Here is a 22,287-nt window from a genome sequence, read left to right as displayed (position 1 = left end):
TCGTGGTCGCAGGTGCACTCGCCACGGAACTGTGCGCTCACGGCGCGGGCAGCTTCTGCGCGGCGATCATGTCGAAGCAGCCCGGGCAGAGGATCCCGCCCGGCCCGGCCGGGACGCTGCCGCACTTCGAGCACAGCCGGCCCCTCGACCTGGGCGACGCCGGCGAGTTGGTCAGACATCGGGGGTCTCCTCCTTCTCGGCGGTCTTGATGATCGAGTCGACGGTCGGAGCCTTGACGCCGAGCACGGCGGCGATGCGGTACTTGGACCAGTTCGCTGCGCGGGCTGCGACGACGGCTTCCTGCCTGCGGGTGCGGGCTTGCTGGGTGGTCTTGGCGGCCTTGTCCACGGCTGCTTGCGCGGCGCGTAGCTGGGCCTCGATGTCGTCCATCACCGGAGCATACACCAGTGTGCGCACACCCCCTTGTGCTACACACACCAGTGTGCCTATACTGGTGTCACACCGCGAGCCCCGGAGGACCAGATGACCGAGCAGCCCACCCCCACCACCGCCCAGATCGACGACATGCGCGACGTCCTCAAGGACCGCTTCCCCGCCGCCACCACCGCCCCCGAAGCCAACATCCTCCGCAAGATCGAGAACACCTGGCGCGGCGGAGTCGCCGGCTTCCTCGCCGACAACTACGGCAAGTAGCACCACCGCCCCCGGCCGAAAGGCCGGGGGCCAAGCCCCCGCCGCGCTTCGGGCGCCGCCGGTACACGACCGAGCAGGGGCACGAGGGGCCGGCTGTGGAACCAAGGTGGCCGGGCAATGCGGGTCGCTCCCCGTACGCCCGGAGTTCCCGCCACAGCCGCGGTGCCGTGAGGTCGCGCCTCCGGCACGCGCCCGCCCGACTGGCCAGCGAGGCGGGCGCAACCCCAGCAACCCCACTTACACATACCGGTGTACACACACCGCTTGACTAGACATAGCGCTGTGCGTACACTGGTGTCACACCGGAGAGAGCGAGGACCCGATGACCACCACCGCCCACACCGCCAAGTGCAAGCGCTGCGGCCGGACCCTCCGCTCCCTCGACAGCATCGCCCGCGGCATGGGCCGCACCTGCGCCCGCAAGGCCCGCCAGGAAGCCGCCGCCCGCCTCGTCCTCGCGAACTACTCCCCCGTCCAGGTCGAGAAGGTCCGCGAGCTGCTCGCCGACGGTGGCATCGCCCGCGTCGACCGCCACACCTTCGAGGTCGTCGCCTCCAACGGCACCGACCGCTACGCCGTCGACACCACCCACGCCAGCTGCACCTGCCCCGCCGGCCAGAACGGCCGCCAGTGCTACCACCTCGCCGCCGCCACCCTGGCCGCGGCCTGACCGTCCAGAAGGGACACGCCATGTCGGAACCGCAGGACACGCAGGAAGAACCCCGCGAGGGCGACCAGCGCGACGGCCAGACCTTCACCGGCGGCCGCTGGATCGAGGACGACCAGCCCGGCGACGACTGGTGACCGACCTCAGCATCGACGTCACCCGCACCTGGTGCGGACGCACCCGGGCCCGCCTCACCGGCCGGGCCCGGGGCGTCACGGTCGACGTCGAGGTCACCGGGTGGCGCCGCACCTCCGTCCTCGCCGAAGCCCAGGCCACGTTCGAAGCCGTCGCCGCCGACCCCACCCACCCGCTCCCCCAACCCCAGAGGAACCGGATGCTCCGCGCGCTGCTGCTCTCCGCCGTGCTCCTCCTCGGCGCCCCGACCGTGGCCGACACGCCAGGACACCACGAGTTCGCCGACGACGCCCCGCTCGACGCCAGCCAGGTCGTCGACGGCCGCGACCTGTACGGCGAGCTGATCTGCCGCCCGGGCGACACCGTCCCGGCCAGCTGCGAGATCGACTACCACCCCTCCGAGTCCTGAAAGGACACCGCGATGATCCCCGGTTTCACCGAGTGGCTGGAGACGCTGACCGACGACGAGCTGCGCCACTTCATCAGCCGGACCTTGCCGGAGATGAACAAGGCGGCGCAGGCCGAGTTCGGTGTGCGGCTGGAGCTGCTCCGGGTCGCGCCGCGGCCCGCCCCCACGCCCGCGCCCGCTCCCGTGCGGCACGGTACCGGCTGCCCGCCCGGGTGCTGCGGCGTCGGCGTCCGGCAGTGGCGCTGACCGACGCGGAGCGCGAGGCGGTCGCGACGTTGACCCGGACGCTCCGGAACATGCCGCTGCCGGTGCTGCGGAAGATGGCCGCGTCCGCGTCGCCGACCACCGCGGCGGTCGCGCGGGTGCTGCTGGAGCACCGGCCGGACGCCGAGCCGAACCGCCACGTGATCTTTCCAGCCAGCTGAGCCGAAACGACCCGCGCCGGGAGGCGTGGGCGTCCCCGGAATCGAGACCGGGCTGACGAGGGCTCCCCCGTCTGACACACCCAAGGCGTTCGCCGACAATCCCTGTTGCGGTCGAACCATGCCATTTTCAGGAGGATCCGTTGACCACCCCCCAGGGCATCGCCGCCGCGCTCCGCGCCATCGAGGAGCCGGCCAACCCCACGCCCGACCTGATGTCCGCCGTCGACGCGGCCGTCCAGCAGTCGCTCGCGAACATCGACAACATGGTCGCGTCGGCCGCGCAACACCTCGACAGCGGCTCGCCGAACCTGACCGACATCCAGGGCGCCGCCGAGCGCGCGAAGGCGAGCATCCAGACGTCCGGCGAGAGCGCGAAGGCGGACCTCGACAACCTCTGGACCGACGTCGCCGACGTGCTCGTCGCGATCGACCGGGCAGCCGACGCCATCGGCGCGGTCTGAAGAGCCGAGCTGTACCCGTTCGCCCGGAACCCGGAGATCGGGAAACCGGCGCGGCGCCTCGACCGTGAGCTCGACGAGGTCGAGCAGCAGCTGATCGAACGCGCCGCGCACGGCCTCGACACCGAGGACCAGCGGGCCCCGCGAGGACAACCTGCGGGAAGCCCGCGGCGGGCTGAACTAGCGAAGGCCCCCAGCGTGATGCTGGGGGCCTTCGTCGTTGCGCTCAGGCGGTCACCGTGGGGTCCACTCGGGTGCACGCGTCGGGCGGGGTCAGCACGTGGCCGGCCGCGTCCCGGCCGCAGTCGTCCGCGTCGAGGACGGCCGACACGGGCCCGTCGAACCTGACGAGGGAGCCGGTCGGGTAGTGCGCGGGCGGCCGCGGCTCCTCCCCTGGCGCCACCTCGACGGCGACGCGGGTGAGGTCGTAGTCGAGGAGCGTCTTGCCGCACCAGCCGCAGCGCTGCCGCATGAAGCGGCCGCCGAGGGTGATGCACTCGCCTGGGATGTGGGTCTCGCTCACGCGTTGACCTCGCCGTGCTCCGGGTCGTCGGCGTGCCCCTGGGCCCAGGTGATGCATTCGTCGCGGGTGCCGTTGTGCGTCCAGGGTTCTTGCTGGGCGGTTTGGCAGCGGTAGCAGGTGGCGGTGTAGTGGTCGGGGTCGGTTTCGGCGGGGCCGTTGTAGGTGGTGGTGATCGCGGTCCAGTCGGGCCAGGTGGTGGGGGTGGGGTCGGGGGTGGGGTCGGTCATGAGGTCTCCTCAGGCTCGTCGGTGGATTCTCCGGCCGGTCCGGCTTCGATCGTGGCGTCGCGCTCGAGGACGACGACCTGGTGCCCAGGGAACGCGGCCTTCGCCACCTGGCAGTACTCGTGGAACTCCTGGGCGGTGTAGTCGCGAAGGTCAGGCGCGGGGCGGATGGTGACGACGTCGCCGGGCGCCAGCTGCAGCCGGGAGGCCTGCTCGACGATCGCGCCGGTCTCGGCGGCCTGCGCGATCAGCTCGGCGGAGACGCCGGCGTAGGCCGTGACGCGTTCGGCGGGGAGTTCGTTCGCCTGGTGGAACTTGTCGACGATGGAGGTCATGGCGGCGTGGTGGTCGGCGTCGTCGGGGGTCTGCCATTCGATGACGAGGGCCCAGTGCTTCACGCGGTCACCTCCTCGGCGGTCGCCGTGGCCGGCTCGGTGGGCTTCGGGGCGAGCCAGCTCCACTGGTAGTGGTAGACGTCGCCGGGCAGCCACGTCCGGATGAGCCGGTGCCGCTCGGGGATGTTGTGGTCCTTCTCCGCGCGCAACTCCCAGGCGTCGCGGCCGACGATGGCGAGGTCGTCGAGGGACACCTCGAGGGAGAGGCTGTGCTTCACCAGCTCGGGGCGCGGCTTCTTCGGCTTGGCGCGGCGGGTCACAGGTCGGTCCCTTCGGGCAGCGGCCACGGCGCGACCTGGTCGACGGTCACGGTCTCGACGACACCGGCGCCGTCGACGAACACGACGTTGCCGTTGTCGCCCCGCTGCAGCCGGGTGAGGGTGACCTTGCCGTTGTCGACGGTGATGTCGCTCGGGATGGGAACGTCACCGGGCTCGATGTCGTGCGCGCGCAGGAACTCGCCGATCGTGGCGATCACGTCTTCCTGGTAGCGGGTGATGCTGTAGGTTGTCACGCTTTTGTCCTGTCGTTGGTGGGTTTTTGTCAGGTGAGCCGGCGGTGTCGTCCGCATGTGCAGCCGGGTGGACATCGGCGGCCGCCGCGAGCCTTCGCACGGGCGGACATCTTGGCGCGGGCCTCGTCGCTGACCGTGTGCCCCATCTTCGAGGCGCTGATCTTCGCCCGGGTTTCCGACGTGTGCGGGTGAGAACGATGGCGGCCGCACACGCAGCCCGGCTCGCAGCTGCGGGAACCGAGCACAGTTCGGTTCGCGGCCTGGACGTCGGCCGTTGCCCATCGGCAGTTGCTGGGCTCGTAGTCACCGGCCGGGTCGATCCGGTCGATGGTGGTGCCGTCGGGCCGCTCACCCATGTCGACGAGGAACGCCTCGAACGAGGCCAGCCACCGCGCGCAGACGGTGATGCCGCGGCCGGCGTAGTGCTCGTAGTTGGCGTGGTTCGGGTTGGTGCAGCGTTGGATCATGCTGCGGTAAGAGGTGTAGGTGGGGCTGTGGCCGCCGCGCCAGGTGTGCCCGTGCTTGAAGTTGGTCACTTCAGTGTCTCCAGGTCCACCCCGTTGACCCGGATCTCCAAGGCCGCATTCACTCCGACCTCCTGCTTCACCGGCACAGCCAGGCCGTAGAGGCGCATCACCTCGACCGCGGCCTTGCGGACCTCGGCCAGCGCGGCCAGCTTCGGGCCGTCGTCGAGCACCGGCGCGCCGGCACCTTCGGCGATCTCGGCTTCGCCGTCGCCGTTGATGTACGGCTTGCCTTCGCGGACCAGGCGGCCGTTCGAGTGCGCCCAGTGATCTTTCTGCGCGATCGCGTACGCCTCGTCGATCACCTGGTTGAACAGCTCGCCGAGCTCGGCGCGGTGGTTCGCGGCTTCGCGGGCGGGGATGGCTGCGAGTGCGGCGGTGTAGCGGTCGCTCATGTACTGGCGGGTGAACGGCCGTTCGCTGTCGCCGTCGGGGCCGGACCAGCCGGTGCGTCCGTACTTGTCCAGCATGAGCCGGCCGATTTCGTCGAATGGGACGCGTTTGCGGCGGAGGGCGATGATGTCCGCGTCCATGGCGGCGGCGCGTTCCCGTTCTTCGGGGCTGCGGTTGTCTTGGCCTTGTGCCATTGGGGGTTCACGTCCTCTCGGGTGTTGTGGGCGGGCTGGTGCTGGGTTCAGTGTGCGCTCGGGTGTCGAGTCCGATGTGGATTCGTGCGCCGATGGCGTTGCAGTAGCGGACGATGGTGGACATCTGGGAGTCGCGGTGGTCGTTCTCGATCTGGTAGACGCGGCCGATGTTCGTGCCGAGCCGGTCGGCGACTTGGGCGGCGGAGAGGCCTGCTTGTTCGCGGAGGCTACGGAGGTGTCGGCCGATGCCGGTGCCGGTGTTGGTGGTTCGGGTGGTCATCTCCACCACCGCCGTGCGCGGTCGAGGGCGCGGCGCCACCACGGGCGCAGGTAGCGGCGGCACGCCACGCAGCGTGTCGGGCTGGTGGTCGTCCAGATGTGCTGGTGCGCGCGCGGGCGGCGGGCCGCGCCGAACTCCAGCTTCGGCCCGTACGGGGCGGTGTTCGCGACGGCCTCGTCGGCGGCCGCCCGGACGGCGTCGAGCACGGCGCCCCGGTCCACGCCGTCGTTGACGTGGGCGACGAACTCGCGGTCCGCCTCGACGAGCCACGCCGGGTCGCCGAGGATAGCGCCGCTGGGCAACTCGACCACGGCCTTCAACCCAGACTCTGCCTCGGCCTGTTCGAGCCACAGCCGGTACGGGGTTGACTCCTGGACGGTCTCGACGAGCTCCACTCGCGTGCCGACGAGCCCGGGGTACAGCTCCCAAGGCTCGCCCGGCGACGCCTTCGGCACGGCGGCCCACTGCTCGCGGGTGAGCTTGATCGGCTCCGGCGGCGGCCTGAGCGGGGCGACCTTCTCCAGCGCCTCGACGATCGTCTCGTAGCTGATCGTCTCGGCCGCGGTCGTCGTCACGGGCGGCACGCTGCCGGGCGCCGGGCGGGGCACGCCGAGGGCCTTGTACGCGGCGTCGAGCGGTTCGTCGGTGACGGCCTGGCGGATCAGCTCGGCGACGAACGTCTCGTCGAGGCCGCCGTGCGCGTTGAGGTCGTCGGCCATGGCGAGCAGCTCGGCGGCGGGCGGCGGCGTCGGCAATGGCTGCTCGTAGAGGCACCGGGAGATCGGCGCTGGCACGGCGTCGCCGTGGTCGCCGGGTAGCCGGATCAGGCCGCCGGTGGCGAACGGGCGAGTCTCACCGGGGTACGGGCGGGCGGGGATCTCCGGTGCGGGGTCGCCGGTGGTGCAGTGGTCGCCGACGTCCTTGCTGATGTGCGCGCCGACGGTGCCGGTCTTCGGCCACCGGCGGGCAGGGGTCTCGGTCACGGGGTCCTCCTGAGTTCGTTCTGGATCGCGGGCCAGTCGGCCGGCCGCCACAGCACGGAGTGGTCGCCGAGCTGGTCGAGCCACAGGTCCTGATCCGGGGTGGTGCGGCCGCGGCGGGACTTCAGCTCGGCGAACAGCACGACGCCGTCGCGGGCAAGGACGAGGTCGGGGAAGCCAGGGTCGCCGGACATCGGGGTGCGCCAGCCCTTCGCGGTCTGCGCCGGGCGGAAGTGCGCGGCACGCCAGCCGTACAGGCGGGCCGTCTGCAGGACGCGTTGCTGCAGCTCCTCTTCGGACAGCTCGTGCTCAGCCATCCTCGCGTTCCTCGCAGTCCAATGCGGGCGCGCCGAAGTTGCCGTCACGCCAGCGGATCTGGTCCGCAGTAAGCGGTGCGTCGGTGGTGCGCAGCCAGTCGAGCCACGCCTTGCTCGGCGTGCCGCACACGGTCAGATCGAAGCCTGGCTTGACGACGCGGGACAGGATCGTCACGGAGCCTCCTGGGCGATGTAGTCCCGGGTGCGCTGGTACTTCTCCGGGGTGGTGTGGCCGTCGTACGTGCCGCCGTAGGCCGGCATGTGCCACGACACCTGGCCGGTGGGGAGTTCGATGTAGACGACCGGCCAGGCGGGCTCGGCGGGGTCGAGGGCGATGCCGACGACGTAGCCGAGCTCGGCGGCGATGCCGAGCGCGCGGACGACGAGCGGGTAGCGGATGACGTAGTTGGTGTCGTTGCGCTCGATCTCGGCCAGGAGGCGTTTCAGCGCGTCGGTGCCGAACCGGCGGCGGGTGGCGCGGACGATCGTGGCGAGGTGCTCCTGGCCCTCGGCGTCGAGTTGGCCGCCGCCGTGGACGACGACCGGCTCGCCGTCGATGTCGTAGCCGCGGCAGGTGTCGTCAGGCATGGGGCACCTCGTGGTCGGTGTCGGTGAAGGGCTGGACGGGGCCGCCGTCGACGATGCGGCCGGACGGGTCGGGCGGCGTCACGTCCGGCTCGGCGGGCCGCTTGGCGGCGGGCAGCTCCGGCAGCCACGGCGTCTCGTCCTCGGACTCGAACCGCGCGCACGGCCGGTCCCCGCACACGTCGTCGTACACCGCCGGGCAGTGCCGGGTGGGGATCTGCCGGCACGGGTGCACCGGCTCCATCGGGCCGGAGAACCGGGGGCGCACGGGCTGCTCGGTGGGCTGGTCGCCCTGCAGCGCGGCGCGGATGGCGGTGAACGTGTGCCCGGCGGAGACCTCACCTTGCTTGCCGCGCCACCACGTGTCGCACAGCGCGAGCACCGCATCGCGCATCTGGTCGCGCTCGCGAACCGCCTTGCGGTAAGCGTCGCTCATCGCGACCGCCGTCTGCCGCTCCGCGTCCCGCTCGGCGCGGACTTCGGCGGCGTGGACGCTGACCGCGCGCCCATCCGGGGTGCCGAGCGCTTCGCGGACCCGGGACAGAACCCAGCCGGCGCGGGTCCCGGATTTCGCTGTGGAGCGCCACTCCTCGAGTTCGGCGTCGAGGTCGCGGCACTGGCGGTGCCAGTTGTCGGCGTCGATGCGTGCGGCGCGGGCCCAGTGCGACAGCAGCTGCGGGTCGGCCAGCACGGCGAGGACGACCTTGTGCCACAGATCGCGCTCGATCCCGTCGGCGGCCAGCTCACCTTCGAACATCGCGTTGTGCCCGCGCTCGGCCGCGGCGTCAAGCAGCTCGAAGCTGCCGGCTCCGTTCTCGTCCGGCTGGGTCCAGTCGGCGAGCGAGAGCGCCGCCGCGGCAATGCAGGCGTCGCGCAGGTTCCAGGCCCGCACCGTAACGGTGAACGGCAGCCCGGCTGGCTGTTCCTCGTCGACGTACGGGCCGTCGCCGACGCGGTGTGCACCCTGGATGTCGACGGTGAAGTGGAACTGGTGGCCGTTTTCGGCCGGGTTCGGCTCAGCCACGGGCGTTCTCCTGGAGTGGGTTGGCGGCGTACCACTCGATGGCGTCGCGGACGGCGGCGAAGTGGGCGCTCGGGTTGCGGCGGTAGTTGTCCGTGATGGCGGTGTTCAGGTCGCGCGGGAGCCGGGCCCAGTCGGCGGGGCAGGCGAGGCGGTGGCGCGGGATCTGCGCGCCGCACTTGCCCGGGCAGGCGTGGGTCCGGTCAGCCACGGCCGGCCTCCTCGCGCTCGGCGCGGGCCCGCTCGACGGCCGCGTGGAACTGCGGCAGCGTCGGCATGAAGACCTCGAGCTTCGGCGTGAACCGGGCGATGCGCGGCCCGGGCGAGCAGCTCGGCGACGTCGTGCGGCCGTCGGGACCTTCTGCCACCGTCCAGACTCCGCCGGGGATGGTGTCGCCGGGGAAGAACACCCGCGGCGCGCGGCGTTTCCGCTCCTCGAACAGCTCGACCGGGGCGAGCATGCCGCGGGCGGCGAGCGCGCGGACGGCGGCGTAGTCGACCGGGGCCGGTGCGCCGTCGGCGGACACGCCCAGCTCCTCCGCTGACGCGGCGTGGACGACGTAGGCGGCGTCGGTGATCAGCTGCTCGGCAGCGGCCTCGACGTTGAAGTCAGGCACGGGTGACCACCTCCCATTCGCCGACGGGCCGGCGGACAACCTCGGTGGTGTCGGGGTCGAGTTCGGCCTGCTTCCGCGCGGTGGCCTCGGACGCAGGTACAGCGACGGCGTTCGCCACGTCGGCGAGCCGGTACGCCCACTGCTCGCCGACCATCCGGGTCCAGCCCTCGGCGAGCATCCGGTCGGCGGCGGCCCGCGCGCCCCGGCAGTGGTCGCACAGGGCCTCGGCCGGGTGCAGGGGCGCGCCGGACCACCGCGCCGAGACGATCAGCTCAGCGAGCCTCTCGCGGGCTGAAACCTGGGGGTCGGTGTCCTTACCCTCGGAAGCGATCTTCTCCGCTCCTGCGCAAGATCGGCCGCCCGTTTCGGGCACCTCAGCAAGATCAGGCCGCTGGGTTCGGCGCACCGCACCGGCAACCGACTCAGCCACGGAGCGCCTCCCCCGACCGCGCACCCGGCTTCCCACGCCGCGCCGACCTCGGCCCCCCGTCGCCGCCCGAAGCCGCCTCCGACGCCTCAACCGCAGCACCGAACGCAGCCAGCTGCTCCGCCGACAACTCCCCCGGCATCGACAGCACCACACCCGGCCCGGAGCCCCGCGCCTCGACGCCGGCCAGCAACGCGTACCCCACCGCGATCGTCGCGAACGGCGTCGCGTTCGCCGAGAACCCGCTCGCGATCTGCCGCTCCGCCAGCGCCAGGTACTCCCGGGCCTTCGCCGCCGACGAGGCCTCCACGGGCGCGAGACCGTCGTCCTCGACGGGAAGTGCGCTTTGGTCAGTTGGGTTGGTCATGGGTTCTCCTGGGGGTTGAGGCGGCTGTTGTGGTAACCGCGGAGGGGTTTTCGGCCGCCCCATAGGGGTGTGCAGCGTTGGCGTGGGGCGGCGTGGCAGGCGGGGCATTCGCGCAGGAGGGGGCTGGTTTCCTGCTCGATTCGGAGGTCGTGGGCGGGGACGTAGGCCTGTTCGGCGGTGTCCTGCCAGAGGCCTTGGCGGAGGTTGGCGCGGCCTTTGCGGCGGGTCACGGCGGGCCTCCGGGGTCGGCGCGGCGGATGGCGTCGAGTTCGGCGCGGGCGGCCTGGCGGGCGGGGTCGCCTTCGCCGGTGCGCGGCGCCCAGCGGCGGCGGCCACGTGGCAGGGCGAAGGCTTCGCCGATGAGGTCGCGCATGCGGCGGCGGTGTTCGTCGCTGGCCGGCTGGGCGGCGGGGAGTGCGACGTACTGGGGCGGTTGGCCGTGGCCTGTGGTGATCTTGGTGGTGATGTGGCCGGGCATGAGGAAGTCGGTGTTGCGGGCGTAGTGGTCGTGGATGGCATCGACGGCGGCGTCGAAGGTCCAGCGGCCGCGGGTGGCGGCTTCGCGCCAGGCGGCGACGTTGAGTTCGCCGGGGCGGCGGTTGTCGTAGCCCATGGCGACGGCGAGGAGGGCTCGGATCTGGTCGTCGGTGAGCATCAGGCTCCTCCGGGGAGTGCGCGGAGCGCGGGCTGGTGGGGCTGGCCGCCGGCGAGGAGTTGGGCGGCGTAGGCGTCGGTGGCGTTGGCTGCTGCGCCGACGGGTGTGGGCTTCGAGGTGGCGCCGTCGGCTTCTTTCCGGAGGTCGTCGACGAGGGCGCCGAGCATGCGGGGGCCGATGCCGGTGCGGGTGTTCCAGCGTTCGAGGGCGGCGGTGAGTTCGGGTTCGGTGGCTTCGGCGAGGAGCGTGGCGACTTCGATGGCGAGGGCGGTGCGGGTGCCGCTGGTGAGGCGTCGGCCGATGGCGCGGTCGACGAGCCGGTAGGCGGCGGCGCTGTGCGGGCCGGTCGCTCCGCGGCCGCGCGCGTTGCCTACGGGAGCTGCCTCGAAAAGCCTCGCTTCTTCTTTCTCTGTCTCTGTCTCTGTCTCTGTCTCTGGCGATGTTTTGCGATCGCTTCCCGATCGCATATGCGAGTCGCTAGACCGATCGCTATGCGATCCCTTGGGGGGTGGCTGATCCGGCGGTGCGGCGCCCTCGACGCAGTACCTGCAGTCGGGGTCGAACTTGCCGGGGACCTCGTGCCATCGCACGTGGTTGCCCTTTCGCGCACCCTCCTTCTTGGCCTCGATCTTCTCCGCGATCTCGCCGGCCGAACGCTGGTGCTCGAGGTAGTCGTGCATCACGATGTGGTCCGCGTAGACCTCGACGAGACCCGCGACCGCGAGCTCGGCGCGAGCCTTGGACGTGCCGCGCTTCTTCCACACCGCGAGCGGAACCCGTCCGTCGGTGCGGTGCCGCGAGCACCAGCCCCACGTCGTCACGAGCAGGCGGAAGCCCTTGTCGGACAAGGCCGCAGTCTTCGGGTGGTCTTCGATTCCGTCGTGGACGCGGATGTAGGTGCGCTCGTCGGCCATCAGGCGTCTGCTCCCCTCGTGCTCGGGTGCGCCGGGACGCCGAGACGGTCGCGGATCCGGCCGGTGGTGTAGGTGGTCATGAAGGTGTGCTGCGCGATCTCGACGTCGGTCCAGCCGTCTGCCCAGAGGTCGTAGACGAGGTGCTCGCGGTCGGCCTGCTCGAGCAGCTCTGCGGGGAGCTGGCCGCGCCTGCAGGCGTCGATGAGGCGCGAGCGCGAGATCGGGGCCGTTGCGGGCTTCTCGGCCAGCACGGCGCGTGCGCGGTACGCCATCGGGGTACACCTCCTCGGGGTGGTGGGGTGCTCTGCCCCGGGCAGGCCTGGAGTCCTGTGCCCGGGGCAGAGCAGTTCGGGGTGCCGCCCGCCCGGCGCCGTGGCTGGAACCGGGCGGCCGGGGCGGGCGGCGGGGTGCGGAGGTGGGGCCGGGCGCGGTCGGCGCTCCCCTCCGCGGCGTGCTGGCCGAGCCCCCTGGCCCGGCCAGCGAGGTCACTGCGGCGCGGTCAAGGCCTTCGGGGACACGCCGAGCAGCACCGGCGAATTGATGTCGCCGTTGACCGTCGCGACGACGTCCTGGAAGGCCTCACGCACCACGAGGTCCGGCCGCAGCAAGGCGAAGCCGATGCCGAGCCGTCCCTCGCGCAGACGCCACCGCAAGCGCGCGGTGAGCTCCTGCATGGGTGTGCCCACGAACGGCGCCAGCCGCACCGTGAAGGTCGCCGGCACCTCGAAGGTCCCCTTGCCCACGCCGACCTTCGCGTCGGTCTGCTCGTTCCACGTCATCTGGACGTCGCCGTTGTCGACGCGCACGACGCGGGAGTAGTCGGACTTACTGCGGGCCTGGAACGATCGGGCCACCTCGTACATCGTCGCGGCGTCCGGGTCGACGATCAGCCGCGCGTTGTCCTCGAGGAACTCGGCGAACGTCTCCTGTTCGAACAACTTGCCGTCGAATTCGGCCCAGGCGGCCCAGTCGCGGTCGACCTTGAGCCGCAGCGTGGCCGTGTGGTCCCGCCAACCACCGAAGCCCTCGGCGTCGCCATCCTCGGTCTCGCCGTGGTCGTTGAACACCGCGGTGACCGTGGCCGCGTCCTCGTTGGCCCACACCGTGGTCTGCGTGCCCTCGAGGCGGCGGACGTAGGTGCAGAAGTCGGCGGGGTCGGTGATGGTGGCGTCGCCGCGTGGGCGCCGCGGCGTGCCGAGGTGGCGTTCGAGGTCGACGGTGCGGATCGTCTGGTCGTTCGGGACGACGCGGACGACGAGCGAGTCGTCCTGGACGATGGGGTGCGGTGCCGGTGCCTCGGCTGCGGCGGCGCGGTGCGCCAGCTCGGCGATGGCCTCGACGGCGTTGGTGGCGTCGAGCGGATCGAAGTCGCTCACTTGGCGGTCCCTTCGGTGACCTCGTCGTAGAGGCTCGGCTGGTCGTGCGGGTTGCGGAGCAGGGCGAAGTTCGGGCCGATGAACGCGACGGCCTCGGGGCGCTCGCCGCGCGGGACGGACGCGCGGACTTCGTCGGTGAGGATCACCATGCCGCCGGCCTTCTGCGGCTTGATCTTGATCGTGTAGGTCAGGCTGCCCTGCTTGCCGGTCTCCTCGATCGCTTCGACCAGCTCGGCGAGTTTGGCCGAGAGGTCGCGGTTGGAGCGGCCGCGGTTGAGGGTGGCGAGGAACGCGGCGAAGTCCGGTGGCGGCTCTTCCTTGGTGTCCTCTGTGGACTTTTCGTCACTCACCTGTGGTTCCTTCCTTCGGTTGGTATGCCTGGCAGGCGGGCCACCAGGCGCGGCAGTCGGTGCCGGGTCCGCCGGACGCGCGCTCCCACGCGCGTCCGGACGAGCTGTAGTTGCACTTCGGGTAGGCGCCGGAGACCTCGCGCAGCGGCACGACGCGGTGTACGCAGGTGCCGCACCGCGGCCCGGGCGCCTTGCGGTCGTCGCCGCGCGGCGCGTCCGGGTGCAGCGGGATGTTCACCCGGAGCGCGACGCCGAGCGGGTGGTAGCCGCGGCGGATCGCCTCGGCCTGCCGGAGCGTGCGTCGCGTCTCGCGGGACGGCTTGGGCGCGTCCGGTGCCGGCGCGTCGGGCAGGTCGAACAGCGGCACCGCGACGCCCGGCGTGTACCGGGGCGGCTTGGTGATCGGCACCAGCCGCGGGCCGTGGCCGTGCACTTTGCGGTAGCACACGGGCCCGTAGCCGCGGTCCTGGCTAGCGGGGTCCGTGAGCTTCCTGCCGCACTGCGTGCGCTGGCACCGGGTCGACATCAGGCCGCAGCCTCCAGCTGCTCGAGCAGCGCCTCGACGCGCGGCATCGGCGGGAGTGGCGCGGAGTCGACGTCGTCGCGCCACGCGGACAGCAGCTGGGTGAGCTGCTCGTCGGCGGTCACGAGGTCACCGCCGGCAGGTGGACGTCGACGACCGGACGCGCACCGGCGCGCGGCCGGGTCGGAGGATTCAGCTCCGCATCGGCGATGACGCGCTGCTGCGGCCGCACCTTCGTCCGAGGCTTCTCGCCCACCGGGACGGGCACGGTGGGCCGCTCGCCGGTGTCGTAGTAGGCGATGCCCCACACGAGGGCGTGGCAGGCCCAGAGGAACCACCAGTCGTAGTCCCGGAAATCCCACTCGCACGTGTCGGAGAACGTGAACCCGTCGTGCTCGAACCGGGCCAGCGCGTCCCGGGCGCCCTGCTCGTAGTGGAGCTCGGAGTAGTCGTCGTCGAGCAGCTGCTCGCGCAGCGCCCGACCGGTGCCGCGCGGCACACCCCACTGACACGCCTCGGTGAATTCCTCCAGCACACGCGCGCGGAAGATCCGCTCGTCGTAGGTGCGGATCCGGTCGCGGCCGGAGACGACCTTCTCCGACCAGTAGTGCGGGTTGATCTCGCCGACGCGGCCACGGAAGAACGCGAACATGTCCTCGACGCGCTGGAACACGTACGAGTCCCCGTCACCCTGGAAGATCAGCGTGCCGGGCACGGTGATCAGGTCGAACCAGTAGTAGCCCGAGTAGTTCTTGCCGGTGTGCCGGAACTTCAGGTGCCGGTACAGGTCGTCGTCGTGGGCGACGGTCATGACGTGGTCGGCGGTCTCGTTCGCGAACCGCTTGGCGATCTCGGGGCGCGTGTTCATGCCGCCGCCTGTCCGAGGATGCCGCGCTGGTACGCCACCGCGACCGCCTCCGCCCGGTCCCCCACGTTCAGCTTCCGGAACAGCCTCCGAACGTGCGTCTTCACCGTGTCGACGGCGAGGTACATGTCGCGGCCGATGTCCGGATTGGACTGTCCACGCGCGATGCGGGCCAGCACCTCCATCTCCCGGTCCGTTAGCCCGGCATCCCGGCCGGCGGCGTGCGGGTCGGCGGACTGGACGAGGTAGCGCGGGATCTGCCCAGGCCCGTTGACGACCGCGGCGGTGACGCGGTAGCCGCCGATGACGAGGAGAGCGGCGACGCCTTCGGCGACGTCGGTGGCGATCAGGTAGGCGGCGGCGTACTTCGGTGGCGCGGTCGGTTGGGTGTCGGCGGTCAGAGCCATCGGGTCCTCCGGGAGGCGTGGATGCGGTGCTCGGTGGCCTGCCAGAGGTCGGTCTGCAGGCGCGGCGGGATGTCGGCGGTTTCGGGGCGGCGGGCGACGGCGGCGCGGAGTCGGCCGGCCAGCTGGCGCCATTGGGCGCGGGTCATGACGCCCACCCCGCCTCGGCGACCTCGGCGCGGATCCGGTCGAACATCACGGCCAGCGGCTCGACGTCCGGGACGACCGGGTCGCCGTCCTCGGCGAGGTCGCGGATCCACGGCTGCCCGCACTCGCAGTTCGCGTGCTTGCCGGTCTTCAGGTCGACCTCGAACTGGTGCCGGTGCGGCACGGCCGCCTGCCGGTCGGCCTCTTCGTCGGCGATCTCGTCGAGGGTCCGGTTCGCCAGCGCGAGGTCCCGGGTCGCCGCGGCGAGCTGCTGGCCCTGGGTGGCCAGCTGCTGCTTCAGCTCGGCGATCTCGGCGGTGAGGCGCGAGGTGTCCGCGGCCGGGGCGGCGTCGCGCAGCTGGCCGCGGGCGGTGTCGCGTTCCGCGCGGGCCTCGTTGATCTCGCGGTCCTTCGCCGCGAGCGCCCGGCGGAGTTCGTCGACCTTGCCGGCCATGCCGTCGGTCGCGGCCGTGACCGCGCCGACGGCGGCGTCGATGCGGCGCCGCGCGTCTTCGTCGGCGGCGGCGAGCTTCTCCTTCAGCTCGGCGACCTCACGCGTGAGCGACTCGACCTCGGCGGCCGCGGCGCCGCCAGTCCCCTGCGCCCGCGCGTCGGCCAGCTGGCGCCGGGCCTCGTCGCGTTCACGGGTGACGCGCTCGACCCCGGCCGTGCCGGCCTGCCGGGCCTTGGCCAGTCGCTCCTTGAGGCCCTCGATCGTCGCGTCGCGCTGGGCGATGATCCGACCGCGAGCGTCGGACTCGCTCCGGAGCCGGGCCACCTCCTCCGCGTCGACACCCGGACCGCCGTTCTGCTCGAGCAGCGGGCGGAGCGCGGCGGCGTGCGCGGCGAGGTACTCCGGCGGGGCCGGGTCGTCGCCGAAGCGCCGCGCCCACTGGGCGTCGGTGCGCTTGAGGACGCTGTCGATGGTCGGCGCGGCCACGGTGGCGGTCATGACTCGCCGCCCGCGGTGGGCGAGAGATCGGGCCGGAGCACCTCGATGACCTTGCGGGCATCGGAGGGCGCGCAGCCGGTCATCTCCATGACCGCGCCGACGAGCGTGCCGTGCGAGACGGAGCCGCCCATCTGGTTCAGCGCGAACTTGATCCGCCGCGCGTACGCGGGCGAGGTCGCGACGCACACGCGCGGGTGGTTACGGTGCTCCTCGCCTTCGATGGTCTCGTAGACGATGTCGTTGTGGGAACGGCCGAGCCGGAACGGGCCGGGGTGTTCGTCGTCGAGCCGGAGCATGCCTCGTGCGGCCAGGTAGGCGAGCACCTCCGGGCCCGACGCGGTGGTATTGAGCTGCAGCTGGCCGAGGTAGTCGCAGCCGGAGTCGCTGCAGCCGCAGAGGTCCTTGTGGACTCCGGCGACGGTGACGGCGTTGGCCTGGCCCGTGAGGTCGACGAGGCGGCCGACGAGCTCGCTGTCGAGCTTGGCGAGGTCGGGGTGGTCGCGGAAGGGGAAGTAGCTCATGCCGGCACCGCCGTCCGCTTGCGGGCGTGCTGCTCGACCTGGCCGAGCACCAGCGCGCCGACCAGCCCGGCGGCGCGCAAGGCGTCGCCATCGGTGTGCACGGTGATCTGGACGGGGTCGCCGGACAGGATCCGGCCGGTCACCTCGAGCGTGCCGATCGGGCCCGGGGCGACGCCGGTCATCTCGGGGTTCTCCAGGCTGCGCGCCCAGTCGACGAACAGGTCGAGCGCGTCGTCGGGGAGGACGAGCACGGTCTGGACTTCGGTGACGCAGAAGAACGCGAGCCGGTCGGAGAGGTGGCGGTTGCGGGCGTGCTGCGCGATGTGCGCGACGGTGGCGAGGGTGGTCATCGGCGGGCGTCTTTCCGGACGAGGTGGCGCAGGTGGGCGGACACCGCCCAGGCGCCGGCGGCGAGGAGGAAGAGCGGCAGCCACGCGATGAGCGAGGTGGCGGTCATCGATTTCTCCGTTCGGGTGTGGGAGGCGGGCCCGTCCGGCGAGGGGTGCGGCCGGGCCCGCGTGGCTACTCGGGGCGGTACTGCTCGACGAGCTGGCGCATCTCGTCGATCTGCTCCAGCTGGTCGAGGTGCCGGAGGATCGAGCTGGCCTGCGCCCGGGTGAGGTCCCGTGTGGACGTCAGGTTCGGGCGGCCGGCGAGCCCGGCGACGATCGCGATGCGGTGCTCGCGCTTCTTCGCGCCGTGCTCGGTGAGCCCGGCGTTGATGACGGTCAACTGGCTGCGAGTGGCCCGCTCCGGAGCGACGGCGGTCATGCGTTCGCCGCCTGTCGGGCGCGCGCGATGGTCCCGGCGAAATCGCCACCGGCGACCAGTTCCGGAATCCGCTTCATGAGGTAGGCGTGCTCCTGGACGCGCAAGTCCTTGAGCCCGGCCACGCGCTCGTCGACGAGCAGCGACACGACGGCCAGCTGGTCGTTGCGCGTCTTGACCTCGTTGTCGTTGAGCAGGTTCACCAGCTCGGCCACCTGCAGCCGGGAGACCGGCGCGTCGCCGTTCGGGACCTTCTCCTGCTCGGCGTCCTCCTGGCCGCCCTCGTCGGCCGTCTCGGCGGGGTCGTCCTCCACTGCCCCAGCCTCCGTGTTCTCCGGCGGGGACACCGATGCCCCGACCGCGGGAACCGCCTCGGCAGCGGGGGCCGGCTTCTGGTCCGGCACGGACTCCGCGTCCTTGAAGTTCTTGGCCGACGGGATGTCCGGTTCGAACTCCTCCTCCTTCGTGGTCTCCCCCGACCGGAGCGACCGGCCCAGCACCGTCAGCACGGCGACGTCGTCGACGGTCCACGCGTTCGAGCCGCGGCCCTGCTTGCGCTCCAGCTGCTGCTGCGTCACGCCCATCTCGGCGAACGTCGCGATGGTCGTGGCGATCCGCAGCGGCAGCGGCGCGCCGCCACCGTCGCGCAGGGTCTGCTCGCACAGCTGCTTCGCCTGGTCGACGTACCACGGCGGCAGGATGTTCAGGATGCACTCGCGGACCCGGCGCGCGCCGGCGTTGGCGTTGCTCTCGTAGATGTCGCGCATGTCGGTCAGGCGGATCGGGCCGCCCTTTTCGGCGCTGCGGTCGCGCATGTGCGGCACGATGAACTTCGTCGACACGCGGGTGTTGGTCTGGACGTCCCACGCCCACGCGAGCATCTCGGACTGGCCGTGCTCGTCGTCGCGGCGCAGCTCGTCGACGCCGTACTGGACGTTGCCCCAGCAGCGCGCCAGTTCCCGGGCGAGGTACACGGAGATGCCGGTGACCATGGTGCCGCCGCGCGAGTAGCGGAACTTCGACCGCTCCGCCATGTACGTCTGCTTGCAGGAATCGACCATCGCCGTCGTCGCCGCGGCGACGTTCCGTGGCACGCGCTGCGCGACGATGATCGCGCCCTGCACCTCGGCGATCGCGCGGGACTGCTCGACGACTGTGCCCTGCCCGACGCGGCTGGGCTGCGCGGCAGCCTGCGGGAGCGTGATTTCCTTGCCGTTGCTGCTCATCTCTTGATCCCCTCGATGTCGTAGTCGCCCCGGTCCTGCGCCTGCTCGTAGTTCCGCTCGGCCCAGCCCGGCACCCCGGTGGCGATGATGTCGGTGGCGTAGCCGGGCCACGTGTCCGTTGCGAGGCAACGGGAATAGAGGTTGATCGCCGCGCGGTTGAGGACCGATCCCCAGTCGAACGCGGTCTTCGTGATCGCGGTGACCGTGACGACGTACGGCGGCGTCTTCTCCTGCACCACCAGCAGCGGCACCGGGTTCATCGTGAGCCCGGTCTCCATCGCGCCGTCGCAGTAGAACGGCATCTGCTGGTGGTAGCCGCGGTCGTAGATCGCGCGCTCGATCGCGGACGGCTCGGCGGACTTCGCCGTCTTGTAGTCGACGATGTAGACCACGTCGGAGTCCTTCTCCGGGCGGGCGAAGTCGACGCGGGCCCGGAGCATCACGCCGGTCTGGACGTCGCGCCAGACCAGCGTCAGCTCGGTGCGGCCCTTGCGCGGGTTGAGCAGCGGGCCGGCCACCGGGTCCTGGCGGAGCGCCAGCGCCATGTCCTCGACGAGGTCGTACTCGTGCGGGAGCAGCGGCACGGCGCCTTCCTCGCGGGCCTTCTTCGCGGCGTCCTGGGCGGCCTTCGTGCGCCAGTTCTCGACCTCGATCACGCGAAGCTCCGGGCCGGTGCCGAGCACCAAGTGGTGCGCGGCGTGCCCGACGTCGAACTCCTTCTTCGGCGTGCCGCCGTGCAGCTGCTCGTAGCGGAACTTCGCCGGGCAGCCGGGCGGGAGCAGCGCGCGGGCGCCGGTCGAGGACAGCGAGCCGCCCTCGACCGGGTCCGCGTGGTACGCCTCGTCCGGCACGTCCTCGTAGATGCCGGCCTGCAAGTTCCACTTGACCGGCACGGGCAGCGTGGCCGTCACGGTGCACCGTCCTCACCGGACCGCGCAGCGATGAACTCGGCGAACAGCTCGTCGATGTCGAGCGGCCGGGAGTGGTGGGTGGCGTAGTAGTCCCCGAAGTCGCCCGCGTCGTTGCCCTGCACGCGCACGTCCCCCTGGGCGGCGCGGCCGAGGGCGTAGCCGTAGCCGACGCCGCGCAGGTGGTTGATCGCGGCGAACCGCGGCGTGATGGTCCGCTCCTCGGTGGCGGTCACGACGTCGCTCCCGGGTCGCGCGGCAGCGGGTTCGCGGCCCAGTGCTCGGCCTCGGCCAGCAGCTCCGGCGTCAGCGTCGACGACTGCTCGGCGGCCAGAAGCGGGCGGCAGCGCCACTCGACGGTCTCGACTTCTTCGGTGACCTCGACGAGCGGCGCAGCCGGATCCGGGACCCGCCGGGTGACAGTCTCGGTGCCGGTGACGATGCGCTCACACACCTGATCCCGCGCGGCGTAGACGTGGATGCCGACCGCGCCCCACGAGATCGTCACTCCGCCGTGGTTCTCGCTGTACTCCTTCGTCACGGTCGCACCGGCAGCCAGGCCAGCGCGGGTGAACGCGGCGATCAGCGACACCGGGTCGTCCGCCGAGCTGACCGGGATGTTGATGTCTTCGATCGTGTGCCGGAAATGCTCGGCCAGCTCGGGGTTCTGCTCGACGAACGCGGCGAGGGCGAACAGCCCCTCGGCCTTCACGATGTGTTCTGGGCGGTCGGTGGTGCTCATCGCTTCACCGCCCCGTCGTCCGGGCCGCACCGCTTGTTGCCGTCGCGGTGGCAGTCCCAGCACCACGGCTGGTCCTCCTCGCACGTCGCCGCCGTCGTCGGCGCGGGCCGGCCGGGGTTGTCCGGCTTGCACGCGACCGCACCGGACAACGCCGCCGCGACGGTGAAGACCGCGATCCCGGCGAACCCGATCCGCTCTCCCAGCCCGCGCGCGAACTTCGCGTCGCCGGGCTTCTTCGGGGCGGGCTTCCGGTCGGCGGGCTTCACGTCGGCCTGCTCGACCGTCGTGTCGATCTTCTTCTCGGCGGCCCGGTCGATCTTCTCGATGGCCTTGCGGAAGATCCCCATCAGCTATGTCCCCCTTCAAGCTCGGCCAGTTCCGCGCGCAGCGCTGCGATCCGTTCCTGGCGCTCGGCCTCGGCCGCTTCCGTCAGCTGCTCTTCCCACGCCTCGACGTCCGCCGCGCGGTACAGCACGTGGCGGCCGACCTTCACTCCTGTCGGGCCGTAGCCGACCGTGCGCCAGTAGCGGACCGTCCCTTCGACCGTGCGGAACCGCTTCGCCACCTCGGCTGTCGTCATGTACGCGGGGTCGTTGTTCGCCGTGGATCCGCTCACGACAGCCACCGCCCGTCGTCCTGGCGCAGCTCGACGCCGACGTGCCCGGACGTACGGCACTGGCCGCGCATCTCGTCGTACAGGCGGCCGCCCGCGAACGCGCAGCACCAGCACACGGTCATGACGTCCTCGTGCGCCCACCGCAGGAACTGGTCCGGGTCCGGAGTCAGCCGGACCGTGGCCGCGTGGTCGCCGTCGTGGACCCGGTACGTGCACGCGTCGGCGCCGGTCTCGCCGACGTGCCCGGCGTGGGCGTAGTGCGCGCGGGTCTCCCCCGCGACGGCGAGCGACCCGGCCGGGACGGGGATCTTCGCGGTGAGCAGCACCGCGGTGCGGACGGCGGCGGTCACTGGAACACCGCCATCACGGCGTAGCCGAGCCCGGCACCGGCGAGGACCAGCCCGGACACGGCCGACAGGGCGATACGGGTCGCGGTCCGCGACTCCGCCAGCACCAGCCGGGCCAGCAGCCGGACGCGCCGCTCCAGCCAACCGCGCTGCGGCTTCGGCGGCGGCGGGGTGCGGACAGCGATCAGCGCGGCGGAGAACACCGTGCGCGGGTCGTCGTCCTCGACCAGGTCCGGCACGACGACGGCGGGCAGGAGGTCGGTCCGCTCCTCGGAATCCTCGTCGCCCGGCCAGGTCGGCTCGGCGGCGGGCAGCTCGCCGGTCACCACCAGCGGAGCGGTCGGGACGTCGTACTCGGCCGGGCCGGGCAGCTCGGTCTCGACGGCGGGCTGTTCCGCCTCGGCCAGCGCGGAGAGCAGCCCCGCGACCACCTCCTGCACCGGCTCCGGCTCGGCGACATCGGGCACCTGGTCCGGCAGGTCCGGCAGCAGCACGCCGATGTCGTGGCCGGCCGCGCCGCGCGGGGCGAGCACGGTCAGCGAGGTGCGCGGCTTGACGTCCTCCGGCCACACGATCCCGGTGAGCGTCGACCGGGAGGTCAGCGTGGCCTCGTGCACGGCGACGTCGTTCTCGCCGCGCACCAGGTGCACGATGACGGGCCCGTCGGCGAGGTGCCCGCGGATCCGCTCCGGCAGCGCCAGCTCGCCCTCGCGGACGTGCACGGTGGCCATGAAGACGGTCGCCTCGATCGCGTCCTCGAACGCGTTGTCGGCGAGCGCCGTACCATTTCCTTCGATCATGAGAGCCCTTTCTCTCTGGTCGAGCCCGCCTCTGGCCCTGGTCCGGCCGGGGCGGGCGTCTTCT

General features: G+C 71.9%; 46 protein-coding genes. 6 read left to right on the top strand and 40 right to left on the bottom strand.

Going from position 1 to position 22,287, the window contains the following annotated elements; genetic code table 11:
• Positions 1-171: 171 nt before the first annotated feature.
• Positions 172-390, bottom strand: a complete 219-nt coding sequence (locus ACWEN0_RS28945; RefSeq protein ID WP_451980223.1) for a hypothetical protein — start codon at positions 388-390, stop codon at positions 172-174.
• A 93-nt stretch (positions 391-483) separates the two neighbouring features.
• Between ACWEN0_RS28945 and ACWEN0_RS28940 the strand changes: the two genes are divergently transcribed.
• From ACWEN0_RS28940 to ACWEN0_RS28915, 6 genes are all read left to right on the top strand, one after another.
• Positions 484-654 (top strand): hypothetical protein, encoded by a 171-nt coding sequence (locus tag ACWEN0_RS28940; protein ID WP_451980220.1) that lies wholly within the window; start codon positions 484-486, stop codon positions 652-654.
• 322 nt (positions 655-976) lie between these two features.
• On the top strand, positions 977-1,324 hold the full coding sequence (locus ACWEN0_RS28935) for a DUF6011 domain-containing protein (RefSeq protein ID WP_451980217.1): 348 nt from the start codon (positions 977-979) through the stop codon (positions 1,322-1,324).
• A 130-nt stretch (positions 1,325-1,454) separates the two neighbouring features.
• The gene (locus ACWEN0_RS28930) at positions 1,455-1,865 is read left to right on the top strand and encodes a hypothetical protein (protein WP_451980214.1); all 411 of its coding nucleotides are present in this window, start codon (positions 1,455-1,457) and stop codon (positions 1,863-1,865) included.
• A gap of 12 nt (positions 1,866-1,877) precedes the next feature.
• Positions 1,878-2,111, top strand: coding sequence for a hypothetical protein (locus ACWEN0_RS28925; protein WP_451980211.1), 234 nt, complete (start codon positions 1,878-1,880; stop codon positions 2,109-2,111).
• Entirely contained in the window at positions 2,102-2,290 is a 189-nt protein-coding gene (locus ACWEN0_RS28920; RefSeq protein WP_451980208.1) for a hypothetical protein, read from the top strand. The genes ACWEN0_RS28925 and ACWEN0_RS28920 overlap by 10 nt, the downstream gene beginning before the upstream one ends.
• 140 nt (positions 2,291-2,430) lie before the next feature.
• Complete coding sequence (locus ACWEN0_RS28915; protein WP_451980204.1) at positions 2,431-2,751, top strand: hypothetical protein; 321 nt, start codon at positions 2,431-2,433, stop codon at positions 2,749-2,751.
• 223 nt (positions 2,752-2,974) lie between these two features.
• Here the strand turns inward: ACWEN0_RS28915 and ACWEN0_RS28910 are convergent, their stop codons facing one another.
• The 39 genes from ACWEN0_RS28910 to ACWEN0_RS28720 form a co-directional block, all read right to left on the bottom strand.
• The gene (locus ACWEN0_RS28910; protein WP_451980201.1) at positions 2,975-3,271 is read right to left on the bottom strand and encodes a hypothetical protein; all 297 of its coding nucleotides are present in this window, start codon (positions 3,269-3,271) and stop codon (positions 2,975-2,977) included.
• Positions 3,268-3,498 (bottom strand): hypothetical protein, encoded by a 231-nt coding sequence (locus ACWEN0_RS28905; protein ID WP_451980198.1) that lies wholly within the window; start codon positions 3,496-3,498, stop codon positions 3,268-3,270. The genes ACWEN0_RS28910 and ACWEN0_RS28905 overlap by 4 nt, the downstream gene beginning before the upstream one ends.
• Positions 3,495-3,893, bottom strand: a complete 399-nt coding sequence (locus tag ACWEN0_RS28900; RefSeq protein ID WP_451980195.1) for a hypothetical protein — start codon at positions 3,891-3,893, stop codon at positions 3,495-3,497. The genes ACWEN0_RS28905 and ACWEN0_RS28900 overlap by 4 nt, the downstream gene beginning before the upstream one ends.
• Positions 3,890-4,150, bottom strand: coding sequence for a hypothetical protein (locus tag ACWEN0_RS28895; RefSeq protein WP_451980193.1), 261 nt, complete (start codon positions 4,148-4,150; stop codon positions 3,890-3,892). Before ACWEN0_RS28895 ends, ACWEN0_RS28900 begins: the two co-directional genes overlap by 4 nt.
• Positions 4,147-4,404, bottom strand: a complete 258-nt coding sequence (locus ACWEN0_RS28890) for a hypothetical protein (protein WP_451980190.1) — start codon at positions 4,402-4,404, stop codon at positions 4,147-4,149. Before ACWEN0_RS28890 ends, ACWEN0_RS28895 begins: the two co-directional genes overlap by 4 nt.
• Before the next feature lie 29 nt (positions 4,405-4,433).
• Positions 4,434-4,940, bottom strand: a complete 507-nt coding sequence (locus ACWEN0_RS28885; RefSeq protein WP_451980187.1) for an NUMOD3 domain-containing DNA-binding protein — start codon at positions 4,938-4,940, stop codon at positions 4,434-4,436.
• Positions 4,937-5,515: a hypothetical protein gene (locus ACWEN0_RS28880; protein ID WP_451980184.1), complete on the bottom strand. Its 579-nt coding sequence runs from the start codon at positions 5,513-5,515 to the stop codon at positions 4,937-4,939. Before ACWEN0_RS28880 ends, ACWEN0_RS28885 begins: the two co-directional genes overlap by 4 nt.
• Before the next feature lie 7 nt (positions 5,516-5,522).
• Positions 5,523-5,795, bottom strand: coding sequence for a helix-turn-helix domain-containing protein (locus ACWEN0_RS28875; protein WP_451980181.1), 273 nt, complete (start codon positions 5,793-5,795; stop codon positions 5,523-5,525).
• On the bottom strand, positions 5,792-6,778 hold the full coding sequence (locus tag ACWEN0_RS28870) for a hypothetical protein (RefSeq protein WP_451980178.1): 987 nt from the start codon (positions 6,776-6,778) through the stop codon (positions 5,792-5,794). Before ACWEN0_RS28870 ends, ACWEN0_RS28875 begins: the two co-directional genes overlap by 4 nt.
• Positions 6,775-7,092, bottom strand: a complete 318-nt coding sequence (locus ACWEN0_RS28865) for a VRR-NUC domain-containing protein (protein ID WP_451980175.1) — start codon at positions 7,090-7,092, stop codon at positions 6,775-6,777. The genes ACWEN0_RS28870 and ACWEN0_RS28865 overlap by 4 nt, the downstream gene beginning before the upstream one ends.
• On the bottom strand, positions 7,085-7,267 hold the full coding sequence (locus ACWEN0_RS28860; RefSeq protein WP_451980172.1) for a hypothetical protein: 183 nt from the start codon (positions 7,265-7,267) through the stop codon (positions 7,085-7,087). Before ACWEN0_RS28860 ends, ACWEN0_RS28865 begins: the two co-directional genes overlap by 8 nt.
• Entirely contained in the window at positions 7,264-7,680 is a 417-nt protein-coding gene (locus tag ACWEN0_RS28855) for a hypothetical protein (protein ID WP_451980169.1), read from the bottom strand. Before ACWEN0_RS28855 ends, ACWEN0_RS28860 begins: the two co-directional genes overlap by 4 nt.
• A complete protein-coding gene (locus ACWEN0_RS28850) occupies positions 7,673-8,701 on the bottom strand; it encodes a hypothetical protein (protein WP_451980166.1) in 1,029 nt (342 codons plus the stop codon). The genes ACWEN0_RS28855 and ACWEN0_RS28850 overlap by 8 nt, the downstream gene beginning before the upstream one ends.
• Positions 8,694-8,909 (bottom strand): hypothetical protein, encoded by a 216-nt coding sequence (locus tag ACWEN0_RS28845; RefSeq protein ID WP_451980163.1) that lies wholly within the window; start codon positions 8,907-8,909, stop codon positions 8,694-8,696. Before ACWEN0_RS28845 ends, ACWEN0_RS28850 begins: the two co-directional genes overlap by 8 nt.
• Positions 8,902-9,315 carry a hypothetical protein gene (locus ACWEN0_RS28840; protein WP_451980161.1) on the bottom strand — a complete coding sequence of 138 codons (414 nt, stop codon included), beginning with the start codon at positions 9,313-9,315 and terminating at the stop codon, positions 8,902-8,904. The genes ACWEN0_RS28845 and ACWEN0_RS28840 overlap by 8 nt, the downstream gene beginning before the upstream one ends.
• Positions 9,308-9,688: a hypothetical protein gene (locus ACWEN0_RS28835; RefSeq protein ID WP_451980158.1), complete on the bottom strand. Its 381-nt coding sequence runs from the start codon at positions 9,686-9,688 to the stop codon at positions 9,308-9,310. The genes ACWEN0_RS28840 and ACWEN0_RS28835 overlap by 8 nt, the downstream gene beginning before the upstream one ends.
• Positions 9,689-9,737: 49 nt before the next feature.
• Positions 9,738-10,109 (bottom strand): hypothetical protein, encoded by a 372-nt coding sequence (locus tag ACWEN0_RS28830; RefSeq protein WP_451980155.1) that lies wholly within the window; start codon positions 10,107-10,109, stop codon positions 9,738-9,740.
• Between the two features lie 226 nt (positions 10,110-10,335).
• The gene (locus tag ACWEN0_RS28825) at positions 10,336-10,764 is read right to left on the bottom strand and encodes a hypothetical protein (protein ID WP_451980152.1); all 429 of its coding nucleotides are present in this window, start codon (positions 10,762-10,764) and stop codon (positions 10,336-10,338) included.
• Positions 10,764-11,678: a hypothetical protein gene (locus tag ACWEN0_RS28820; protein ID WP_451980149.1), complete on the bottom strand. Its 915-nt coding sequence runs from the start codon at positions 11,676-11,678 to the stop codon at positions 10,764-10,766. The genes ACWEN0_RS28825 and ACWEN0_RS28820 overlap by 1 nt, the downstream gene beginning before the upstream one ends.
• Complete coding sequence (locus tag ACWEN0_RS28815; protein WP_451980146.1) at positions 11,678-11,950, bottom strand: hypothetical protein; 273 nt, start codon at positions 11,948-11,950, stop codon at positions 11,678-11,680. Before ACWEN0_RS28815 ends, ACWEN0_RS28820 begins: the two co-directional genes overlap by 1 nt.
• Before the next feature lie 213 nt (positions 11,951-12,163).
• Positions 12,164-13,054: a DUF2303 family protein gene (locus ACWEN0_RS28810; RefSeq protein ID WP_451980143.1), complete on the bottom strand. Its 891-nt coding sequence runs from the start codon at positions 13,052-13,054 to the stop codon at positions 12,164-12,166.
• Entirely contained in the window at positions 13,051-13,404 is a 354-nt protein-coding gene (locus ACWEN0_RS28805; protein ID WP_451980140.1) for a hypothetical protein, read from the bottom strand. Before ACWEN0_RS28805 ends, ACWEN0_RS28810 begins: the two co-directional genes overlap by 4 nt.
• Positions 13,397-13,930, bottom strand: coding sequence for a DUF6011 domain-containing protein (locus tag ACWEN0_RS28800; RefSeq protein ID WP_451980138.1), 534 nt, complete (start codon positions 13,928-13,930; stop codon positions 13,397-13,399). The genes ACWEN0_RS28805 and ACWEN0_RS28800 overlap by 8 nt, the downstream gene beginning before the upstream one ends.
• A complete protein-coding gene (locus tag ACWEN0_RS28795; protein ID WP_451980135.1) occupies positions 13,930-14,052 on the bottom strand; it encodes a hypothetical protein in 123 nt (40 codons plus the stop codon). Before ACWEN0_RS28795 ends, ACWEN0_RS28800 begins: the two co-directional genes overlap by 1 nt.
• Positions 14,049-14,795, bottom strand: a complete 747-nt coding sequence (locus ACWEN0_RS28790; RefSeq protein ID WP_451980132.1) for a hypothetical protein — start codon at positions 14,793-14,795, stop codon at positions 14,049-14,051. The genes ACWEN0_RS28795 and ACWEN0_RS28790 overlap by 4 nt, the downstream gene beginning before the upstream one ends.
• Positions 14,792-15,199: a response regulator transcription factor gene (locus tag ACWEN0_RS28785; protein ID WP_451980129.1), complete on the bottom strand. Its 408-nt coding sequence runs from the start codon at positions 15,197-15,199 to the stop codon at positions 14,792-14,794. Before ACWEN0_RS28785 ends, ACWEN0_RS28790 begins: the two co-directional genes overlap by 4 nt.
• Positions 15,190-15,345 carry a hypothetical protein gene (locus tag ACWEN0_RS28780; RefSeq protein WP_451980126.1) on the bottom strand — a complete coding sequence of 52 codons (156 nt, stop codon included), beginning with the start codon at positions 15,343-15,345 and terminating at the stop codon, positions 15,190-15,192. The genes ACWEN0_RS28785 and ACWEN0_RS28780 overlap by 10 nt, the downstream gene beginning before the upstream one ends.
• Complete coding sequence (locus ACWEN0_RS28775; RefSeq protein WP_451980123.1) at positions 15,342-16,295, bottom strand: hypothetical protein; 954 nt, start codon at positions 16,293-16,295, stop codon at positions 15,342-15,344. The genes ACWEN0_RS28780 and ACWEN0_RS28775 overlap by 4 nt, the downstream gene beginning before the upstream one ends.
• Complete coding sequence (locus tag ACWEN0_RS28770) at positions 16,292-16,816, bottom strand: hypothetical protein (protein ID WP_451980120.1); 525 nt, start codon at positions 16,814-16,816, stop codon at positions 16,292-16,294. Before ACWEN0_RS28770 ends, ACWEN0_RS28775 begins: the two co-directional genes overlap by 4 nt.
• Complete coding sequence (locus ACWEN0_RS28765; RefSeq protein WP_451980117.1) at positions 16,813-17,166, bottom strand: hypothetical protein; 354 nt, start codon at positions 17,164-17,166, stop codon at positions 16,813-16,815. The genes ACWEN0_RS28770 and ACWEN0_RS28765 overlap by 4 nt, the downstream gene beginning before the upstream one ends.
• 172 nt (positions 17,167-17,338) lie before the next feature.
• Positions 17,339-17,587 (bottom strand): hypothetical protein, encoded by a 249-nt coding sequence (locus ACWEN0_RS28760; RefSeq protein ID WP_451980114.1) that lies wholly within the window; start codon positions 17,585-17,587, stop codon positions 17,339-17,341.
• A complete protein-coding gene (locus ACWEN0_RS28755) occupies positions 17,584-18,810 on the bottom strand; it encodes a hypothetical protein (RefSeq protein ID WP_451980111.1) in 1,227 nt (408 codons plus the stop codon). The genes ACWEN0_RS28760 and ACWEN0_RS28755 overlap by 4 nt, the downstream gene beginning before the upstream one ends.
• Entirely contained in the window at positions 18,807-19,721 is a 915-nt protein-coding gene (locus ACWEN0_RS28750; protein ID WP_451980108.1) for a PD-(D/E)XK nuclease-like domain-containing protein, read from the bottom strand. Before ACWEN0_RS28750 ends, ACWEN0_RS28755 begins: the two co-directional genes overlap by 4 nt.
• Positions 19,718-19,954 (bottom strand): hypothetical protein, encoded by a 237-nt coding sequence (locus tag ACWEN0_RS28745; RefSeq protein WP_451980105.1) that lies wholly within the window; start codon positions 19,952-19,954, stop codon positions 19,718-19,720. The genes ACWEN0_RS28750 and ACWEN0_RS28745 overlap by 4 nt, the downstream gene beginning before the upstream one ends.
• Positions 19,951-20,460, bottom strand: coding sequence for a hypothetical protein (locus ACWEN0_RS28740; protein ID WP_451980102.1), 510 nt, complete (start codon positions 20,458-20,460; stop codon positions 19,951-19,953). The genes ACWEN0_RS28745 and ACWEN0_RS28740 overlap by 4 nt, the downstream gene beginning before the upstream one ends.
• Positions 20,457-20,807 carry a hypothetical protein gene (locus ACWEN0_RS28735; protein WP_451980100.1) on the bottom strand — a complete coding sequence of 117 codons (351 nt, stop codon included), beginning with the start codon at positions 20,805-20,807 and terminating at the stop codon, positions 20,457-20,459. The genes ACWEN0_RS28740 and ACWEN0_RS28735 overlap by 4 nt, the downstream gene beginning before the upstream one ends.
• Positions 20,807-21,076 carry a helix-turn-helix transcriptional regulator gene (locus ACWEN0_RS28730; protein WP_451980097.1) on the bottom strand — a complete coding sequence of 90 codons (270 nt, stop codon included), beginning with the start codon at positions 21,074-21,076 and terminating at the stop codon, positions 20,807-20,809. Before ACWEN0_RS28730 ends, ACWEN0_RS28735 begins: the two co-directional genes overlap by 1 nt.
• Entirely contained in the window at positions 21,073-21,426 is a 354-nt protein-coding gene (locus ACWEN0_RS28725; RefSeq protein ID WP_451980094.1) for a hypothetical protein, read from the bottom strand. The genes ACWEN0_RS28730 and ACWEN0_RS28725 overlap by 4 nt, the downstream gene beginning before the upstream one ends.
• Entirely contained in the window at positions 21,423-22,223 is an 801-nt protein-coding gene (locus ACWEN0_RS28720; protein ID WP_451980091.1) for a hypothetical protein, read from the bottom strand. Before ACWEN0_RS28720 ends, ACWEN0_RS28725 begins: the two co-directional genes overlap by 4 nt.
• Between the last annotated feature and the right edge of the window lie 64 nt (positions 22,224-22,287).

This window comes from Amycolatopsis sp. NPDC004378 (assembly GCF_053602455.1).
This window is presented reverse-complemented; position numbering and strand designations above follow the sequence as displayed.

Excerpts from the sequence above, each read along its gene's own strand:
- ACWEN0_RS28880 (WP_451980184.1), bottom strand. The coding sequence starts at position 5,515 with ATGGCACAAGGCCAAGACAACCGCAGCCCCGAAGAACGGGAACGCGCC.
- ACWEN0_RS28780 (WP_451980126.1), bottom strand. The coding sequence starts at position 15,345 with ATGACCCGCGCCCAATGGCGCCAGCTGGCCGGCCGACTCCGCGCCGCC.
- ACWEN0_RS28945 (WP_451980223.1), bottom strand. The coding sequence starts at position 390 with ATGGACGACATCGAGGCCCAGCTACGCGCCGCGCAAGCAGCCGTGGAC.
- ACWEN0_RS28760 (WP_451980114.1), bottom strand. The coding sequence starts at position 17,587 with ATGACCGCCGTCGCTCCGGAGCGGGCCACTCGCAGCCAGTTGACCGTC.
- ACWEN0_RS28770 (WP_451980120.1), bottom strand. The coding sequence starts at position 16,816 with ATGAGCTACTTCCCCTTCCGCGACCACCCCGACCTCGCCAAGCTCGAC.
- ACWEN0_RS28830 (WP_451980155.1), bottom strand. The coding sequence starts at position 10,109 with ATGACCAACCCAACTGACCAAAGCGCACTTCCCGTCGAGGACGACGGT.
- ACWEN0_RS28755 (WP_451980111.1), bottom strand. The coding sequence starts at position 18,810 with ATGAGCAGCAACGGCAAGGAAATCACGCTCCCGCAGGCTGCCGCGCAG.
- ACWEN0_RS28905 (WP_451980198.1), bottom strand. The coding sequence starts at position 3,498 with ATGACCGACCCCACCCCCGACCCCACCCCCACCACCTGGCCCGACTGG.
- ACWEN0_RS28815 (WP_451980146.1), bottom strand. The coding sequence starts at position 11,950 with ATGGCGTACCGCGCACGCGCCGTGCTGGCCGAGAAGCCCGCAACGGCC.
- ACWEN0_RS28855 (WP_451980169.1), bottom strand. The coding sequence starts at position 7,680 with ATGCCTGACGACACCTGCCGCGGCTACGACATCGACGGCGAGCCGGTC.
- ACWEN0_RS28820 (WP_451980149.1), bottom strand. The coding sequence starts at position 11,678 with ATGGCCGACGAGCGCACCTACATCCGCGTCCACGACGGAATCGAAGAC.
- ACWEN0_RS28740 (WP_451980102.1), bottom strand. The coding sequence starts at position 20,460 with ATGAGCACCACCGACCGCCCAGAACACATCGTGAAGGCCGAGGGGCTG.
- ACWEN0_RS28800 (WP_451980138.1), bottom strand. The coding sequence starts at position 13,930 with ATGTCGACCCGGTGCCAGCGCACGCAGTGCGGCAGGAAGCTCACGGAC.
- ACWEN0_RS28865 (WP_451980175.1), bottom strand. The coding sequence starts at position 7,092 with ATGGCTGAGCACGAGCTGTCCGAAGAGGAGCTGCAGCAACGCGTCCTG.
- ACWEN0_RS28720 (WP_451980091.1), bottom strand. The coding sequence starts at position 22,223 with ATGATCGAAGGAAATGGTACGGCGCTCGCCGACAACGCGTTCGAGGAC.
- ACWEN0_RS28765 (WP_451980117.1), bottom strand. The coding sequence starts at position 17,166 with ATGACCACCCTCGCCACCGTCGCGCACATCGCGCAGCACGCCCGCAAC.
- ACWEN0_RS28925 (WP_451980211.1), top strand. The coding sequence starts at position 1,878 with ATGATCCCCGGTTTCACCGAGTGGCTGGAGACGCTGACCGACGACGAG.
- ACWEN0_RS28875 (WP_451980181.1), bottom strand. The coding sequence starts at position 5,795 with ATGACCACCCGAACCACCAACACCGGCACCGGCATCGGCCGACACCTC.
- ACWEN0_RS28825 (WP_451980152.1), bottom strand. The coding sequence starts at position 10,764 with ATGCTCACCGACGACCAGATCCGAGCCCTCCTCGCCGTCGCCATGGGC.
- ACWEN0_RS28775 (WP_451980123.1), bottom strand. The coding sequence starts at position 16,295 with ATGACCGCCACCGTGGCCGCGCCGACCATCGACAGCGTCCTCAAGCGC.
- ACWEN0_RS28785 (WP_451980129.1), bottom strand. The coding sequence starts at position 15,199 with ATGGCTCTGACCGCCGACACCCAACCGACCGCGCCACCGAAGTACGCC.
- ACWEN0_RS28935 (WP_451980217.1), top strand. The coding sequence starts at position 977 with ATGACCACCACCGCCCACACCGCCAAGTGCAAGCGCTGCGGCCGGACC.
- ACWEN0_RS28790 (WP_451980132.1), bottom strand. The coding sequence starts at position 14,795 with ATGAACACGCGCCCCGAGATCGCCAAGCGGTTCGCGAACGAGACCGCC.
- ACWEN0_RS28735 (WP_451980100.1), bottom strand. The coding sequence starts at position 20,807 with ATGGGGATCTTCCGCAAGGCCATCGAGAAGATCGACCGGGCCGCCGAG.
- ACWEN0_RS28940 (WP_451980220.1), top strand. The coding sequence starts at position 484 with ATGACCGAGCAGCCCACCCCCACCACCGCCCAGATCGACGACATGCGC.